The organism is Hymenobacter siberiensis, assembly GCF_018967865.2.
In the GTDB taxonomy this organism is placed as follows: Bacteria; Bacteroidota; Bacteroidia; order Cytophagales; family Hymenobacteraceae; genus Hymenobacter; species Hymenobacter siberiensis.
Genome location: NZ_JAHLZY020000001.1, coordinates 1,039,308 through 1,056,623, shown reverse-complemented (window position 1 = coordinate 1,056,623; position 17,316 = coordinate 1,039,308). Strand labels below are relative to the sequence as shown.

Below are 17,316 nucleotides of genomic sequence, written 5' to 3'. Positions count from 1 at the left end.
CCTAGGCGGTCAGACCGGTTGTTGTAACACGATTTCGTTCCCTCTTCAACCGGTCTGACCGCCTAGGGCGGTCAGACCGGGGAACCAAACCAGTGGCGTATGTTTACGGCCCTTTATCCGTAATCATTCGCCACTTTTCTTTTATGTCCATCCTTACCATTGGCAGTCTTGCCGAACTCGAAGCGCATACCAGCCAGGAGCTGGGCGTGTCCGAATACCACACCATCACGCAGGCCCAAATCGACCAGTTTGCCGCCGCCACACTCGATTTTCAGTGGATTCATACCGATGCCGAGCGCGCTGCGGTAGAGTCGCCCTTTAAGGCCACCATTGCCCACGGCTATCTCACGGTAGCGCTGCTGCCCTACTTGTGGCAGCAAATTGTGACCATCGAGAACCTGAAAATGCAAGTGAATTACGAAATTGAAAGCCTGCGCTTCAACCAGGCCGTGACCGTGAACAGCACCGTGCGCCTGCACGCCAAGCTGCTGTCGGTGGCCAACCTGCGCGGCATTGCCAAAACCCGCATCGAAGTTTCGCTGGAAATTGAGGGCGTGAAAAAGCCGGCGTATACCGGCGTAATTACGTTCCTATACCACTTTCAGGAGCAATAGAAATATAGAATACCTGCGCTTATTTAGGCGACAGGCAGGAATGACCGGGCAGCTCACGCTGTCCGGTCATTTTTTTGGTTAAATTGGTCGAAATATTCATCTTTTTCTGCGAATGCTTATGAAACATCTCCTTTTGGGTTTGGGCCTGCTGCTGGCTTTGGCCACTCCGCAAGACAGCGTGGCCCAAACCGCCAAAACGGGCAGCCAGCCCCCGCTCATCGACCGCGAGCTGCTGTTCGGTGACCCCGAAATTTCGGGGGCGCAACTCTCGCCCGACGGCAAGTTTCTGTCCTTCATCCGGCCCTACAACGGCACCCGCAACATCTGGGTGAAAGGCCTGAACGAGCCCTTCGACAAGGCCCGACCCATGACCAACGACCAGGCTCGCCCGGTGCGCAGCTACTTCTGGAGCCGCAACGGCAAGTACCTGCTTTACAGCCAGGACAAAGCCGGCGACGAGAATTTCAACATCTACGCTGTGAACCCGGCGGAGGCCCTGCCCGCTGGCCAGGCCGTGCCCACCGCCCGCGACCTCACCGGCCTGAAGGGCGTGCGGGTGCAGATTGTCAACGCACCCCTCACCGACCCCAATACCTTGTATATCGGCCTGAATGACCGCGACAAGGCCTGGCACGACCTCTACAAGCTGAACCTGACCACCGGCGAGAAAACCCTGATGCGCCAGAACAACGACCGCATCGGCGACTGGGTGTTCGACTGGAACGACCAGCTGCGCCTGGCGGCCCGCTCGAACCCCGACGGCAGCACCGAGTGGCTGCGCGTGGAAGACGAGCAAATGACGCCCTTCTACAAGACCACGATTGACGAACAGAGCGCCGTGGAAGGCTTCGCCAAAGACAACCAGCACGTATACCTGGCCACCAATAAAGGCTCGCGCAACCTGGCCGAAATCGTGCTCCTCGACCCCGCTACCGGCCAGGAACAGCCCTACCAGACCGACCCGCTGAAACGCGTGGACGTGGGCGGCCTCACTATCTCGGAAAAAACGCATGAGCCAGTGTACGTAAGCTTCGAGGACGACCGGATGCGCCGCGTATGGAAGGACAAGAGCTTTGAGCAGGATTTTGCCGCCGTAAGCCGGCGGCTGCCGGGCCTGGATGTGCAGCCCATATCGCACACCACCGACGAGCGGCTGTGGCTGCTCGCGGCCAGCTCGGCCACCCAGCCCAGCGTGTCCTACTTATTTGACCGCCAGACCAAGCAGCTCAGCAAGCAGTACGAAACCCGTCCCAAGCTGCACCCCGCCGACCTGGCCGACATGAAAGTGGTGCGCTACAAGTCGTCGGACGGCCTCGAAATTCCGGCTTACCTGACCCTGCCCAAGGGCGTGGCGGCCCAAAACCTGCCCGTCATCATTCTGCCCCACGGCGGGCCCTGGGGGCGCGATGTCTACGGCTTCAACACCATGGCCCAGTTTCTGGCCAACCGGGGCTACGCCGTGCTCTCACCCAACTTCCGGGCCAGCACCGGCTACGGCAAGCAATTTCTGAACGCCGGCAATGGCGAGTGGGGCCGCAAAATGCAGGACGACCTGACCTGGGGCGTGAAGTACCTGGTGGCACAGGGCATTGCCGACCCCAAGCGCGTGGGCATCATGGGCGGCTCGTATGGCGGCTATGCCACGCTGGCTGGCGTGGCCTTCACCCCCGATTTGTACAGCGCCGCCGTGGCCATCGTGGCCCCATCCAACCTCACCACGCTGCTCAACGCCATTCCGCCCTACTGGGAGGCCGGCCGCAAGCAGATGTACGCCCGCATGGCCGACCCCGGCACTGCCGAAGGCCGGGCGGCTCTCGACCGCATGTCGCCGCTGGGCTCGGCCAATAAAATCAAAACCCCGCTCATGGTGGTGCAGGGCGCCAACGACCCCCGCGTGAACAAGGCCGAGGCCGACCAGATTGTGGTAGCCCTGCGCGACCGCAACTACCCCGTGCAGTACCTGCTGGCCCCCGACGAAGGCCACGGCTTCGCCCGCCCCGTGAACAACATGGCCATGTTTGCAGCCTCCGAGAAGTTTCTGGCCGGCCACTTGCACGGCCGCTACCAGGAAAGTATGAGCCCCGCCGTGGCCAAGCGCCTGGAGGAAATCACGGTTGACCCCAAAACGGTGCAGTTGGTGACGAAGACGAACGTGAAGTAGAACGAGTAGCGGCTGTCATGCTTCACTGCGTTCAGCATGACAGCCGCTGACGTTTACACCGCCATTTCCGGGTATTCATCACCGGCAAATACCGGGGCCATATCCTTTTCCTCGTCCTCGGTAAATAGCCGCGAGCGAATCAGAAACCGCACGCCCAGCGGGATTTCCAGCGAGAAGCTGGCGCCCCGGCCCTTCACTACATCCACCGTGAGCTGGGTGTGTTTCCAATACTCGAACTGGCTGGCGCTCATAAAAAAGTCGCAGCCGTAGATGCGGCCCAGCCAGGTATCGTTGCCGCCCACCCGAAACTCGCCCTTGGCAAAGCACATGGGCGAGGAGCCGTCGCAGCACCCGCCGCTCTGGTGGAACATGAGCGGGCCGTGCTCGTCGCGGAGCAGGTCGATGGTGGCTTCGGCGGCGGCGGTGACGAGGACGCGGGGGGTGGGCATAGTTGTGAGGTAAGCTTTAGCTTGCCGTATAATCAGGCCAGCCAAAAATGATTGCCGGAACTGCTCTAGCGACGGCGAAAAATGTACGTATTGCCGGTCCGCTCCTCACGCACCGCGACTGACTTATCAGGAGCTATGGTGCAGGAGCCGGGGCGGCTCAGCCACTCGTAAGCGAGCTGGCGGGTACCATCCCACCATTGGTGGCGGTTGTCGGCGCGGGCAATGCTGCGCTGGGCAGCATTGGGCATGCGGTCAATACCGGGTTGGATATCCGATGGCTCAACGTTGGGCCGGGATTCTGTTTTTTACAGCTTCCAATCCGGATTTTTGGCTCCCGGAACCGGTAGTATCTGTGCCTGAGATGAGAAACCGCACAGCAGGACAGAACTTAGCAAAAGGCTTTTCATGGTCGTGGTGCTTAGTACTGCTAGTGAAGACGCAGTTCCAAGGCAAAAGATGCGTAGCGACACGGGTGGCTGCTTAAAATAGAACGTCATGCCGGGCTTCTTTCCGCAGCTTTACCGGCCCCGGGGGCGCGGTAGAGATGCTTCGGCAAGCTCAGCATGACGTTCTGTTTTTCATTTTACGGCCCTGCGGTGCCAGCTAACGCTTACCGCACTGCGCTAGAAAAAGCCCAGCGCCTTCTCGCTGTAGCTGATGAGCATGTTCTTGTTCTGGCGGTAGTGGGCCAGCATCATCTTGTGGTTTTCGCGGCCGAAACCGGAGGCTTTGTAGCCGCCGAAGGGCGCACCGGCGGGGTAGTCGTGGTAGCAGTTCACCCACACGCGGCCGGCCTGGATGGCGCGGGGCACCTCGTACAGCTCATGCGCATCACGAGTCCACACGCCGGCCCCGAGGCCGTAGAGCGTATCGTTGGCAATTTCGATGGCTTCTTCCACCGTTTTGAAGGTGGTGACGGACACCACCGGGCCGAAGATTTCCTCCTGGAAAATGCGCATCTTGTTGTGGCCCCGAAACATGGTGGGCTGAATGTAGTAGCCCTCGCCCAGCGCGCCGTCGGCCTGCGAGTAGGCCTCGCCGCCCACCAGCACTTCGGCACCTTCGGCCTTGCCGATTTCGAGGTAGCTCAGGATTTTCTCGAACTGGTCGTTCGAGGCCTGCGCGCCCATCATCGTGGTCATGTCCATCGGGTTGCCCAGCTTGATGGCCTTCACGCGCTCGATTACGCGGGCAATAAAGTCGTCGTAGATGTCCTCCTGCACAAGTATCCGCGATGGGCAGGTGCAGATTTCGCCCTGATTCAGGGCAAACATCACAGCCCCTTCGATGGCTTTATCGAGGAAGTCGTCGTCGTGGTCCATCACGCTCTTGAAGAATACGTTGGGCGACTTGCCGCCCAGCTCCATCGTCACCGGAATGAGGTTTTCGGCGGCATACTGCATGATGAGGCGGCCGGTGGTCGTCTCGCCCGTGAAGCTGGCCTTGTTGATGCGCGGCGACGAGGCCAGCGGCTTGCCGGCTTCCAAGCCGAAACCGTTCACCACGTTAATCACGCCCGGAGGCACCAGGTCCTGAATCAGTTCCATGAGCACCATGATGCTGGCGGGGGTTTGCTCGGCGGGCTTCATCACCACGGTGCAGCCGGCGGCAATGGCGGGGGCCAGCTTCCAGGTAGCCATCAGCAGCGGGAAGTTCCAGGGAATAATCTGACCAATAACGCCCAGCGGCTCTTGAATATTGAGCGACAGCGTGGTGCTGTTCAGCTCGGTGGCGCTACCTTCCTCCGCCCGAATCACACTGGCGAAGTACCGGAAGTGGTCAATGACCAGCGGCATGTCGGCATAGGTGGTTTCGCGAATGGCCTTGCCATTCTCGACGCATTCCACGGCGGCGAGCATGGCCAGGTTCTCCTCGATGCGGTTGGCAATTTTGTTGAGGATGTTGCTGCGCTCAGTAGCCGAGGTTTTGCCCCAGGTTTTGAAGGCTTCGTGCGCGGCATCGAGGGCTAAGTCAATGTCTTCCTTGGTACTGCGGGCCACTTTGGTGAAGACTTTGCCGTCGATGGGCGAGGAATTTTCGAAGTACTGGCCTTTCACCGGAGCCACCCATTTGCCACCGATGAAGTTGTCGTAGTGCGATTTGAACTTGGGGCGTTCCACCAAGGTGGTGGTTTCTTCTAAGGTTTCAGCCATGACGTTGTTGGATGGGAATGAGTTGAACGGGAGATGTTGTAAAGGTCTGCTTTTAACCAGCGGCCGGGTTGTGGTATTATCGCAAAGAGTGCCGAAATTGTCGCAACTTGCTCTGCCATCTCCGTATTAGGAGTGTGTACTCCCTCACCACAGCCATTTCCGCTATGCCAGCCCGCGTTCATTTGCCTGCCGCCGTTGCCCCGCTCGCGCTGGAGCAGCTGCATTACTTAGTCGAAAACCGGACAGTATATAGCCTGGAAGGGTTCGAGCTCAATGTGTTCGAAACGCACCGTGCCGCCTACCGCGTGCCCCTGCGCCTCGATGGCCTAGCCCTGACCACCATGCTGCGCGGCCGGAAAGTAATGCACCTGCCCGGCCGCGCTGCCTTCGACTACCTGCCCGGCGAGTCGGTGGTAGTGGACAAAGACGAGCTGATGGAAATCGACTTCCCCGATGCCTGCCTGTGCAAGCCCACCCAATGCCTGGCCGTGGCCATCGCGCCCGATACCATCCGCCACACCGTCGATTTGCTGAACGAGCGATATCCCAAGGCCGAATCTCACCAGCCCTGGGCCATCGAAGGCCCCGAGTACGCCCACCTCACCAACACCCCCGAACTGACCGACACGCTGGGCCGCCTGGTAGCCGTGTCGCGCACTTCTGATGTAAATAAGGACGTGCTAGCCGGCTTCACGCTCCAGGAATTGCTGGTGCGCCTGATGCAGACGCAGGCCCGCCAGCTCATTTTCCACGACTATGCCCGGCACCTTAATACGCACCGCTTTGCCGCCGTGGTGGGCTATATTAAAGACCATCTTTCGGAGAGCCTGACCATCGATAAGCTCAGCGCACTGGCCTGCATGAGCAAGGCCACCTTCTTCCGGGTCTTCAAGCGCGAGTTCGGCATTACGCCGGTTGAGTACATTATTCGGGAGCGGCTGGGCGAAGCCAAGCGGCTGCTGCGCCACCCACTGGCCAGCGTGGCGGAGGTGTGCCTGCGGGCGGGTTTCAATAACCTGTCGTACTTCCAGTCGCTGTTTAAGAAGTACGAGGGCATGACGCCGGGGGCGTATAAGAAGCAGCTGGTAGCATAGCTGAACGTACCGTGGACTCTGCGAGTCCGCGCGGTTGAACGGCCTATCGCCTCCCACACGCGCGGACTCGCAGAGTCCACGGTACAGTTAAAACACCACGCTATATGGCAGGTCGGCTAGCTCGCGCACTTCTTTATCCAGCTCTACCCGCATGATTTCGTGCACGTTGGCCCGGATAAGGTTGGAAATCTGGGTGAGCGGCAAGTCGTTGCTGTCCTTGCCGAAGGGGTCTTCAATCTCGTCGCCAATCATCTCTACACCTAGCAGCGCGTAAGCTCCGAACATGGTGATAGGCACCGTGAGCCACTGGTAGGTATCCAGCAGGTTGAAGGGCATTATCAGGATGAATACCGTAATGAAGCCCTTGATAAAGAAGCTGTAGGAGAACGGAATGGGCGTGCCCTTGATGCGCTCGCAGACGCCGGCCACGTCGAGCAGGGTTTCGTGGTGGCGCTGGAAGGTGATAAGGTGCTCGGGCAGGATGACGCCCTGGCGCAGCAGGTGCTCGAAAAACTCCTGAATAAGGGCGGCAATGCGACTGGGGACATGGTCGATGGCACGCAGCTGGTCGACGTGGCCCGGGGTTGCATCTTCCAGCTTCTCGAAGCGCACGCCTCTGCGCAGGTGACCATCGAGGGCAATGGGGAAATTGGAGAGCAAGCGGGCAAAGTAGGTACGGGTAGCCATGTCATCGGCCGGCAGGCGGGCATTGACGAGCACGGCCAAGTTGCGGCAGTTATTCACGAGCTCGCCCCACACGCGGCGGCCCTCATAAAATCGGTCGTACGCCGTGTTGGTCCGGAAGACCATCAGCAAGCTGAGCATGATGCCCAGGAAAGTAAAAAACTCTTTGTCGATAACCGTATTCAGGCGCTCAAATTCGGCGGCACCAGCCGTTATTACGGTGGCATAGATACCCACGAAGAACACCCGTTTCAGCAGTTGGCGAATTACATCAGAAGCGCTCAGATGCCGCAGCGCATCCAACCAGTCGGTCGATTTATATATAATCATAAGGCTGTTAGAGACCGGCCACATGGCCGGACGAGTTAAAATTACGAATCAGCATAGCGGATGTCCGCCACCTCCACCAATTCCTCCTTGGGTCCCAGCTTAAAGGACACAGTCTGGCCCAGCCTTGCGCCCTGCAAGGCCCGGGCAATAGGAGCCACAAACGCCACTTTGCCGCTGGCAATCTCGGCTTCGTCCACCCCCACGATGGCCAGCGTGCGCTCCGCTCCGGTTCCGCTGGTGCGCAGCGTGACCGTGGCTCCGAAGCGCACCTCTTTGGGCGGCTGGCCGGCGGGCTCCACCACCCGGGCGCTGCCGATGCGCTCCAGCAGCAGGGCCAGCCGGCCGTTGTAGAGGGAGAGGCGATGGGTGCGGTCGGTATCGTTGTCGTGGTTGGCTTCGGCCTGGGTGCGCTCGGCTTCCAGGATAGCCAGCTCACTGCGGAGCAGCGCCAAGCCGGCGGGCGTAACGTAGTTGGGCGTGCCCGGCGGCAGGGCCGCCCGGGGCGGAATAATGGGCGGCGTCTGCGCGTCGTCTTCCTTGGTAAATCCTCGGCTCATGCTGGGCAAACGCAGGAGCGGCGGGCAGGTTGCGCGGGTGCGGTGCAACTATCGGGGCCGGTTGGCAGTTACCCAACGCTATTTCGCCGCCATCCTATCCCGATTCGTTCGCGCTATTTAAATGTCAGAATTGCTTATCGAACCCGCCCCTGCGGCAGTTTCGCCTCCCCTACCCCTCCGCCGGCTCGACGGGGCCCTCGTCTGGCTCATGGCCATCACCTGCGGGCTGGTGGTGGCCAATATTTACTACAACCAACCGCTACTGGCCGCCATCGGCCGCACCTTTCACCTCTCCGACAGCAGCGCCAGCCTGGTGGCCACGGCCACGCAGGTGGGCTACACGCTGGGCATGCTGTTTGTGGTGCCGCTGGGCGACATGCTGGAGCGCAAGCGTCTGATAATGATTATGCTGCTGGGCGCGGCAGCCTGCCTGGGACTGGCAGCGTTTGCGCCCAGCTTTGCGCTGCTGGCGGGGGCCAGCATCCTGTTGGGCATCTGCTCGGCGGTGCCGCAGCTGCTGCTGCCCATGGCCGCCCACCTGGCCCCCGAGGCCGACCGGGGCCGCATCGTGGGCCGCATCATGAGCGGGCTGCTGATTGGCATTCTGGCCTCGCGCACGCTCAGTGGCTACGTGGGCGCGCACCTGGGCTGGCGGGCCATGTTTGAGATAGCGGCCGGGCTGATGCTGGCCCTGCTGGGCCTGCTGGCCTGGCGGCTGCCCCGCGACCAGCCAAATTTCGCGGGCTCCTACGGCTCGCTGATGAAGTCGCTGCTGACCCTGACGAGCACCCTGCCGGCCCTGCGCCGCTCGGCGCTGGTGGGCGGGCTGCTGTTTGCGGCCTTCAGCGTATTCTGGACCACACTCACGTTTTTTCTGGAAGGCCCGGCCTACCAGTACGGCAGCGATGTAGTCGGCTTTTTTGGGCTGATTGGGGCAATGGGGGCCTTAGCCGCGCCGCTGGCCGGCAAAGTAGCCGACACGCGCGGGCCGGACTTCACCATCGGCGTGGGTATTCTGCTGGCACTGGCCGCCTACGTGCTGATGGGCCTCACCGGCTTTCACCTGGCCGGGCTGGTGCTCGGCGTCATTCTGCTGGATGTGGGCGTGCAATCGGTCCACATCTCCAACCAGACCAAGGTATTCTCCCTGGTGCCCGAGGCACGCAGCCGCCTCAACACGGTGTACATGACCGGCTACTTCACGGGCGGCTCGCTCGGCTCGGTGGCCGGCGGGCTGGCCTGGATGCACGGCGGCTGGGCCGGCGTGTGTGTGCTGGGTGGGGCATTTACCTGCGCAGCCTATTTGGCCAGCCGCTACTACGGGCGCGACTCAGCCGCTACTTCGGTAACTGACGCTCAGCAAACTATAGCTTAAAACCCCGCTGCCGCAAGCCGCTCCACGCAGGTTTTCAGGCTCTCGCGCCAGTGCGGGATGGCTACGCCCAGTTGGGTCTTAATCTTAGTCTTGTCCATCACCGAAAACGGCGGACGGGTGGCCTTGGTAGGGTATTCGGCGGTGCGGATGGGCGTAGTTTTCACCTCAATTGCACTGAGCTCAAAAATGGCCGTGGCGAAATCGTACCACGAAGTCAGGCCCTCGTTGCTGTAGTGGTAGAGTCCGTAGGCCGTGCTGCGGCTCTCGATGAGGCCGAGGATGACACCGGCCAGGTCGATGGCGTAGGTGGGCGTGCCCACCTGGTCCCAAATCACGCGTAGCTCGTCGCGCTCGCGGCCCAGCTTCTGCATGGTTTTCACGAAATTGCCGGCAAATTCCGAGTACAGCCAGCTGGTGCGCAGCGTGAAGTATTGCTCGGTGAGGGTCGGAATCACCTGCTCGCCCTCGAGCTTGGTGAGGCCGTACACGCTAATTGGCTCGGTAGCGTCGGTTTCGAGCAGGGGCTCGTTGCCCGCGCCGGCAAACACGAAATCGGTGGAAATCTGAATGAGCACGGTGCCGTGCTCCGCGCAGAGACGAGCCAGGTTTTCCACGCCGTCGCGGTTGATGCGGCGGGCCAGGTCTACCTCATCCTCGGCCTTGTCCACGGCCGTGTAGGCGGCGCAGTTGATGACGTAGGCCGGGCGTTGCTCGGCAAATAGCGTGGCCAGGCCCTCGGGGTTGAGGATGTTGGCCTGCGCCTCGGCCAAAAACAGCAGGCCCGTTGTGCCACGCTCGCGGGCTACGTGCGCCAGGCACTGCCCCAATTGCCCGGAGGCTCCAAAAACCAGTGTCGTACTCATGGCTAATACTCGGATTAGCCCGCAAGTTAGGCCCAGCCACCTTGTAGCACATACTTTGGCTTATGCGGCGCTGAACGATATTCGGCACGATGCATAAGCTAACGCATGTGCTACAAGACCTTACCCCGCTGGCGGCAGTAGCTTCTGACCCGCCGACACCTCCTTGCCCACAATCACCTGCTTGTTTTTAATGGGCTCGAAGCGCTGCTCACGGGGCTGCTTTTCGCTGAGGTATTTCCAGTAGCGCAGCGGCATGTGGCGGCGGTGCAGCTTCAGGTTTTTACGTTCGGGGATATTAACGTGGTCGAAATACGTCTGCCAAAGGTGCTTGAATAACGGCTCTCGCTCATCAAGCACAGTAGCGGAGATGTCGGTTGATTTCTGCCCCGTGGGATTTTCAAACTGCACAATGTCGGTGCGCGTGAGGTCATAGTACAGCCCGTAGTGGCGGCGGCGGTCATAAATCAGCCAGCGCTGGTCGGCGTAGCGCTTGGTGAAGTGCGCGGCGATGAGCGGCAGCACGTCCATATCGGGCTCAATGGTGGCGTGGAACAGCTCGTCGCTGGTTTTCTCGAAGCGCACGAAGGCCTCCATGCGATGCTTCTCGCGAAACATCATCTGGGCCAGGCGCTGCACGCGGCGCACGTCGGCGTTGGCGTAGTTCTCGGCCACATCAACCGGCGAGCTCAGGGCCAAATCCACATACCTGAAAATCAGCAGCTCCCGGTCGGCATCTTCGCTCAGAAAAACGTGGTAGAGGCGGGCGCGGGCCTCGGCACTCATCGTTTTCAGCAATCCTTCCCACACGCGGGCGGCGCGGGTTTCGTCGGTTTCGCGGTGGGCGGGCTGCGCAAACAGGCCACTCTGGGCCGTGGCTTCGGGCTGAATGCTGTTGGGCGGCGACTTGCTTTCGTAGATGCTGAACAGCACCGTGAGCAGGCCCTCGAAGGTGCCGTCGTAGGTGTAGTCCAGCGGCGGGGTGGTGAGCGTGGGGGCCGAGCGGCGGCGGGCGGCGGCTCCCACCAACGACGCCGGGCGACGAATCGGTTTCATACAAGCAAATCAACGTGGCGAATAAGTACCGGTTACGCACGCCAGCCCCGCTGGTTCGGGGTGCTGACCGGGACGGCTAGCGCCATGGTCAGCACCCCGACCAACCTTAGCGGCTCACCACCAGGCGCGCCGTGGCAACGCCGTAGCTGGTTTGCAGCTTCACCAGGTAAATGCCATCAGCCAGGTCTTCGGTGCTGAGCGGCAGCGCTAACGCCTTGCCAGCCTCGGCAGTACCCACTCCGATGGTTTTCACCCGTGCCCCGCGCAGGTCGTAAAGCGTTGCCACGAAGGCGGAGGCCGGCCCCGGCGCAAAGGTGAGCACGGCGCGGCCCGAAGCCGGATTAGGCGAGATGCTCAGAGCCGTTGTGAGGGACGCGGGCTGAGTGGCGGTGGCCGTGGCCGTACGGCAGCTGGTGCCTACGGTGTAGATATGCGGGTCGGCAAGGGAGGTTTGCTGGGCGCCCCCCGGGCCGATTTCGTAAGTGAAATACACGCTCGTAACAGTGCCGCTGGCAATGGCTTTGCTAAAGGTGAAGTCGCCGGCTGCGTTCTTAACCATGGTATAGCCAGGGTATGCCCCTATCGAGCCTTCGCGGATGAACACAATGGCCAGGTTGCCGCCCGCCGTGGCTCCGCGCGGATGGAACGTGAAAGTCACGTTGCCGCCGGTCGTCACGGCTGAGTAGGAATAATCGGGCCGGGTGGAGCAGTAGCCGTCCGGGCTTTGCACCAGAATGGCTACCGGGGCCGAAGTCGTGCTGGCATTGCCGTTATCGGTGGCTTTGGCCGTAAGTGAGTAGGCATCGCCGGGCACGCCCGTCCAGGTGTAGGTATAGGGAGCCGTCAGGGCCTGCCCCAGCAGCGTAGTGCCCTGATAGAATTCTACTTTCGCAATGGTGCCATCCGAATCGGTGGCATTGGCGGTGAGGGTGATGGTGGCCGGTGCGGCAAAAACCGCCGAAGCCGCGGGTGCGGTGAGGCTAACCGTGGGCGGCACGTTGCTCGACGATACGGCGCACACCGTGCCTACGGTGTAACTGTGCGGCGTGGCGGCAGTATTGCGCTGTGGGCCGCCGGGCCCCACCTCGTAGGTGAAGTACAGGCTCGTAACCACGCCCCCCGCAACGGCTTTGCTGAAGGTGAAGTCGCCGGCCGCATTTTTCGTCATCGTGTAGCCCGGGTAAGCCCCCACAGAGCCCTCGCGGAGGTAGATAATGGCCAGATTGCCACCCGCCGTGGCTCCCAAGGGGTGAAACGTAAAGTTCACATTCGGCCCCACCGTTTCGGCCAGCACAGCGTAGTCGGGCGTGGTGAAGCAGTAATCAACCAGCACGTCTGCGGGCCGGGCCAGAGCCGAAGCCGTTCCTCCCAGTGTGCTCAACAGCGCCAGCCACAGCAGCAAAAGCAGGCGGCAAATCGGCAAATCCAAGATAGAGTAGTTGTCTTTTTTCATGGGGATTTTGGGAAAAGTGGTAAGAGAAATAATTGTTGGAAGCCAAAAAAAAGGACGGCCCCGGGCATGCGTTAGGGCAATGGAGCAGGTCAGGTGGGGGTTTCAGCCGCCTGCATCGGGTATCAGTCCTGCAGATAATCTTGTGCGTGCGGCGTAAGCAACTGCCTGCGAGCAGCCGCCTTTAGCGGCTGCGTATAGTTGCTCCCTGCCGCACTCAACCGCATTAATGGCAAGCGCCGCCCGTGTGCAATAAGCGTATAGGCACAGTCGAAAACTGCGTTTTTGCCCTATCAACTGCTGTATTAAGGTAGGCAAAAGTCTCTTATGCTGCCGAACCCAGCGCCCTTTTGCCCAAGGCAACCTGGGTGGACTCGCTCGATTTGCTACCCCATCACCACAAAGCCGGGCCGCCCGGCAACGACTTGCTACCGGATGAGCAAACCACTGCCGGACGCCCCGGCTCCCTTCAATTCTGCATACAAGCTGCGGCCGCTGGGCCGTCGCCAAACTACAAAAGTCCAGCAGCGCCCAAACGCCCGGCGCAACCACAAGGCCACGCAGCAAGCGCCCCCCCCCCCCTGGGTGCGCCGGCCTTACGCCGCCTGCTGGCGCTGCTCGCCCTGACGGCGGGCTTCGTGGCGGGCGCGGGCCTCATCGTGCAGCTGGCGCACCAGCGGCATCAGCTCGCTGAGGCGGCAGCAGCACGAGAGGCGGTCTACTTTGTCGGATTGCGGCAGCACGGCGGGCCGCGGCTGGGCTTGACGATGAATGACTTTCATGACAGAAAAGAGAATGTCGTGCTGCACGCCGCCCAGGTGGCCGGGGTGCAGCAGCGCGGTGGAAGATTCAGCGTTGAAGTCAGCTTGCATGACGGAATCAGGAGGCTTGCGCAAATAAGTCGAGCTGCTGCGTCACGAGGGCCGAGCGCACCGAGCCGGCCCCGAACAGAATCTGGCGGCGCACCTGCTGCTCGGTCAGCTCGCCGATGACGGGCTGGTGCTCGCCCCGGCAGGTGAGGAAATACTTGGCGCGCTTCAGCACCACGCCCAGCTGGCGCAGGGTTTCCATATCGAGCGTGGCGAAGCGGCGGGCCGCGATGATGCGCTTGGCCGAGCGCGCGCCCACGCCGGGAATGCGCAGTATCATCTCATAGTCGGCCACGTTCACATCGACGGGAAATACGTGGCGGTTGCGCAGGGCCCAGGCCAGCTTGGGATCAATTTCGAGGTCGAGGTGCGGGTGGGCGGGGTCGAGAATTTCATCGGCCTGGAAGCCGTAGAAGCGCATCAACCAGTCGGTCTGGTACAGGCGGTGCTCCCGGATAACGGGCGGCTGCGTGACCTGCGGCAGGCGGGCATCGTCCGTGACCGGGATATAGCCGGAATAGTACACCCGCTTCAAGCCGTAGCCCTTATACAGGCTGTCGGTCAGCTTGATAATCTGCAAGTCCGTCTCGGGACTGGCCCCCACAATGAGCTGCGTGCTTTGGCCGGCAGTGGCGAAGGCGGGCACTTTCCTGAACAGCGCTTTTTCCTCCTTGTTCTGGATGATGCCGTCCCGAATCTGGCCCATCGGGGTCAGGATTTCGGCATAATTCTTTTCCGGGGCCAGCGTGGTCAGCGCCAACTCCGAGGGCAGCTCGATGTTCACGCTGAGGCGGTCGGCGTAGAGGCCGGCTTCGGCAATGAGCTCAGGCGAGGCGCCGGGAATGGTTTTGACGTGAATGTAGCCGTTGAACTTATGCTCAGTACGCAGCTTTTTCACGATGCGCACGAGGCGCTCCATGGTGTAGTCGGGGCTGGAGAAAATGCCGGAGCTCAAGAACAGGCCCTCGATGTAGTTGCGGCGGTAGAAGTTAATGGTGAGGTCCACCACTTCATCCACGGTGAAGGCCGCGCGCTTCACGTCGTTCGAGCGGCGCGACACGCAGTAGGCGCAATCGAAAATGCAGTGATTGGTGAGCAGAATCTTGAGCAGGCTCACGCAACGGCCGTCCTCGGTGTAGCTGTGGCAGATGCCCATGCCCTCGGCATTACCGAGGCCTTTGCCCTCGTTTTTACGCTTGCCGCCGCTGCTGCTGCACGAGGCATCGTACTTGGCCGCGTCGGCTAATATGCTTAGTTTCTCCTGAATGCGCTCGTTCATGCGGCGGGATATTGCTTTCGGCCTTAAAATTACGAATCAGCGCCCAAATAGACACTACAATTTAAGCTAATTTTATTGGAAATATTTTCTTTTCCTGGTAAAATATACGTGGTCGCTGAGTCGTGATTTTTAGTAAACCTCAACCGCCGTTTGGCGTGGCGCATACGCTGGCCGCATTTTGGCCGTGCGCGCTGGCCGCAGTTTAGCGCGCAGCGCGTAACTGCGTGCCACACCGTGAAGCGAGTTTGCAACTCGCTGCCGCGAAGCGGCAAATCCTTCGTCGGCTTTAATGGCGAGTTGCAAACTCGCATTACCCATCGGCCAGCAGTTACGCGCTACGCGCTAAACTGCGGCCAGCCGGATTTAGCACCCAACCACCGGCCAATCCCGTAGACGGCCGCGCCCGTCTCCTTTTCGTAATTTGCGGCGTTGCGTTCCTACATGAATTTCCGCAGTCCTGTCCTGCTTGTGTTTTTACTGCTGGGCCTACTGGCCGGGCCGGCGCGCGCGCAGACGTTTGACCCGCGCTCGGCCGTGCCACCCGACTCATTGAAGGCGAAGCTGGAAATCCTGCCCCAACGGCCCGACTCCCTGCGCCAGCGCTTCGACGAGCAGCGGCTGCTGAACCGCTTGCAGGCCTATTCGCGCCGCAAAACCATTGCGGGCCGGGCGGCGTCGGCCCTGTTCAACTTCACGCGGCGCCAGGAGGAGCAGGCCGGCCTCGATGCCGTGCTGCTGGACCGGCAGTTCGACCGCCACAACTTCAAAATCGTGCGGCGCATCAACATCCGCACGCTCGATGCCTTTGGCTACAACCTTTCGGACTCGGCCCGGGTGCCGCGCACCGTGGTTGAGAAGGCCGGCAATGCGCTGCACATCAAAACGTCCCGTTCGCGCATCCGGCAGGTGCTGCTGTTTCGGTCGGGCCAGGCGCTGGAGCCCCAGGCCCTGGCCGAATCGGAGCGCCTGCTGCGCCAGACGCCCGAAATCCTGGATGCCCGCGTGCTGGTAAACGAGCGCACCACTACCCAGGATAGTGTTGATATTGAGGTATTTACCAAGGACGTGTTCAGCATCACGGCCGGCGTGGAGGTGGGCACGGCCACGTCGGGCGTCATCACGGCTGGCGACGACAACTTCCTGGGCCAGGGCCACCAGCTGGCCAACTCCTATAGCTACGGCCGCAACCTCCCCCAGACCTGGGCCTACCAAGGCAGCTACACGGCCCCGTTCCGGCACTTTTTCTTCGCGCAGGCCCGCTACCGCAACGAAAACAACTACCGCTCGGGCGGGGTGTCGCTCACCCGCGACTTTTATTCGCTCGGCACGCGCTACGCCGGAGCGCTCAGCTTCAATGCCTACGACCAGAACGTGGGCCTGCAGGCCCCGCCCGCTGGGCAGCAATACGTACTATACCCCCTACGTAATTATGTGCAGGATGCCTGGATAGGCCGCGCCCTACGCCTGCGCTCCTACGACCTGGGCTACGAAAACCCGGGGCGCATCATCGTGGCGGCCCGCGTCATCAACACCAACTTCACCGTTACCCCCCAACCCACCGACGCTCCGCCGCCGGACTACCACAACGGTACGCTGCTGCTGGGCACGGTGGGCTACTCGGTGCGGCGCTATTACAAGGCCCGGTATCTGTTTGGCTTTGGCCGCACCGAGGACGTGCCCACGGGCACGCTGCTAAGCTTCACGGCGGGCTACGATGTGAACAGTGTGCTGCCGCGCCGCTACTTCAACGCGCGCATTGCGGCCGCCAGCTTCAGCGCCAGCGGCAGCTACCTCTATGGAGCCGTCGACTTTGGGTCGTTTCAGACCGTGAACCAGCCCCGCGTGTGGCAGCAGGGCCTGCTGGGCACCGAACTCACGGCCTTCACCAGGCTCTACCACATAGGCAACTGGCAGTACCGGCACTTCCTCAGCAGCCGGGGCACCATCGGGCTGAACCGCAACCCCGGCGACCTGCTTAAGGGCATCACCAACGACCGGGGCCTGCGCGGGTTTTCGCCGGGGCAGCCCATCATTGCCACCAGCCGCTTCGTGGTGAACTACGAAACCACGCTTTTCACGCCGCTTTCGCTCCTGGGCTTTCGGCTGGCCGGCATTGCCTTCGCCGACGCGGCCTGGGTGGGCGACCAGCCCCGGGGCGGCACGCCCTTCAACAATTCGCCCTACACGGCCTTTGGCCTGGGCCTGCGCTTTCGCAACGAGTTCACGGCCCTGCGCACGTTTCAGCTGCTCATCGGCTATTACCCGCGCGGCCTGGCCACGCCCAACGGCATCAAAATGTTTGAGTCGACCCGCGAAACGGTTACGTTCAACGATTTCGGCCTCGGGCCGCCCGGCACGGCACCCTATCAGTAAATTGATAAACAA

At 61.4% G+C, this 17,316-nt stretch carries 15 protein-coding genes; 5 read left to right on the top strand and 10 right to left on the bottom strand.

The window, feature by feature from the left end:
- Window positions 1-143 precede the first annotated feature (143 nt).
- Together KQ659_RS04625 and KQ659_RS04620 are read left to right on the top strand one after the other, a co-directional pair.
- Window positions 144-614, top strand: a complete 471-nt coding sequence (locus KQ659_RS04625) for a MaoC family dehydratase (protein WP_216690095.1) — start codon at window positions 144-146, stop codon at window positions 612-614.
- A 118-nt stretch (window positions 615-732) separates the two neighbouring features.
- The gene (locus KQ659_RS04620; protein ID WP_216690096.1) at window positions 733-2,775 is read left to right on the top strand and encodes a S9 family peptidase; all 2,043 of its coding nucleotides are present in this window, start codon (window positions 733-735) and stop codon (window positions 2,773-2,775) included.
- A 53-nt stretch (window positions 2,776-2,828) separates the two neighbouring features.
- Here KQ659_RS04620 and KQ659_RS04615 read toward each other — a convergent pair whose 3' ends face one another.
- From KQ659_RS04615 to KQ659_RS04605, 3 genes are all read right to left on the bottom strand, one after another.
- The gene (locus KQ659_RS04615) at window positions 2,829-3,224 is read right to left on the bottom strand and encodes a DUF779 domain-containing protein (protein ID WP_216690097.1); all 396 of its coding nucleotides are present in this window, start codon (window positions 3,222-3,224) and stop codon (window positions 2,829-2,831) included.
- 65 nt (window positions 3,225-3,289) lie between these two features.
- Window positions 3,290-3,472 (bottom strand): hypothetical protein, encoded by a 183-nt coding sequence (locus KQ659_RS04610; protein WP_216690098.1) that lies wholly within the window; start codon window positions 3,470-3,472, stop codon window positions 3,290-3,292.
- Between the two features lie 375 nt (window positions 3,473-3,847).
- Window positions 3,848-5,377 carry an aldehyde dehydrogenase family protein gene (locus KQ659_RS04605; protein WP_216690099.1) on the bottom strand — a complete coding sequence of 510 codons (1,530 nt, stop codon included), beginning with the start codon at window positions 5,375-5,377 and terminating at the stop codon, window positions 3,848-3,850.
- A gap of 164 nt (window positions 5,378-5,541) precedes the next feature.
- On the opposite strand from KQ659_RS04605, the gene KQ659_RS04600 reads away from it, so the two are divergent.
- Window positions 5,542-6,471 carry a helix-turn-helix transcriptional regulator gene (locus KQ659_RS04600; protein WP_216690100.1) on the top strand — a complete coding sequence of 310 codons (930 nt, stop codon included), beginning with the start codon at window positions 5,542-5,544 and terminating at the stop codon, window positions 6,469-6,471.
- An 87-nt stretch (window positions 6,472-6,558) separates the two neighbouring features.
- On the opposite strand, the gene KQ659_RS04595 is transcribed toward KQ659_RS04600, so the two are convergent.
- Together KQ659_RS04595 and KQ659_RS04590 are read right to left on the bottom strand one after the other, a co-directional pair.
- A complete protein-coding gene (locus KQ659_RS04595) occupies window positions 6,559-7,485 on the bottom strand; it encodes a bestrophin family protein (protein WP_216690101.1) in 927 nt (308 codons plus the stop codon).
- Between the two features lie 41 nt (window positions 7,486-7,526).
- Entirely contained in the window at window positions 7,527-8,042 is a 516-nt protein-coding gene (locus tag KQ659_RS04590; protein WP_216690102.1) for a GreA/GreB family elongation factor, read from the bottom strand.
- A gap of 121 nt (window positions 8,043-8,163) precedes the next feature.
- Between KQ659_RS04590 and KQ659_RS04585 the strand changes: the two genes are divergently transcribed.
- Window positions 8,164-9,417, top strand: a complete 1,254-nt coding sequence (locus KQ659_RS04585) for an MFS transporter (protein ID WP_216690103.1) — start codon at window positions 8,164-8,166, stop codon at window positions 9,415-9,417.
- On the opposite strand, the gene rfbD is transcribed toward KQ659_RS04585, so the two are convergent.
- The 5 genes from rfbD to KQ659_RS04560 form a co-directional block, all read right to left on the bottom strand.
- A complete protein-coding gene (gene rfbD / locus KQ659_RS04580; RefSeq protein WP_216690104.1) occupies window positions 9,414-10,280 on the bottom strand; it encodes a dTDP-4-dehydrorhamnose reductase in 867 nt (288 codons plus the stop codon). The two genes, KQ659_RS04585 and rfbD, sit on opposite strands and share 4 nt — an antisense overlap.
- A gap of 120 nt (window positions 10,281-10,400) precedes the next feature.
- A complete protein-coding gene (locus KQ659_RS04575; protein WP_216690105.1) occupies window positions 10,401-11,333 on the bottom strand; it encodes a TIGR03915 family putative DNA repair protein in 933 nt (310 codons plus the stop codon).
- A gap of 106 nt (window positions 11,334-11,439) precedes the next feature.
- Entirely contained in the window at window positions 11,440-12,786 is a 1,347-nt protein-coding gene (locus KQ659_RS04570; protein ID WP_216690106.1) for an Ig-like domain-containing protein, read from the bottom strand.
- A 593-nt stretch (window positions 12,787-13,379) separates the two neighbouring features.
- Window positions 13,380-13,655: a hypothetical protein gene (locus KQ659_RS04565; RefSeq protein WP_216690107.1), complete on the bottom strand. Its 276-nt coding sequence runs from the start codon at window positions 13,653-13,655 to the stop codon at window positions 13,380-13,382.
- Window positions 13,656-13,662: 7 nt separating this feature from the next.
- Window positions 13,663-14,931 (bottom strand): putative DNA modification/repair radical SAM protein, encoded by a 1,269-nt coding sequence (locus KQ659_RS04560; protein ID WP_216690108.1) that lies wholly within the window; start codon window positions 14,929-14,931, stop codon window positions 13,663-13,665.
- A 468-nt stretch (window positions 14,932-15,399) separates the two neighbouring features.
- Between KQ659_RS04560 and KQ659_RS04555 the strand changes: the two genes are divergently transcribed.
- Complete coding sequence (locus tag KQ659_RS04555; protein WP_216690109.1) at window positions 15,400-17,304, top strand: BamA/TamA family outer membrane protein; 1,905 nt, start codon at window positions 15,400-15,402, stop codon at window positions 17,302-17,304.
- Window positions 17,305-17,316: the final 12 nt, after the last annotated feature.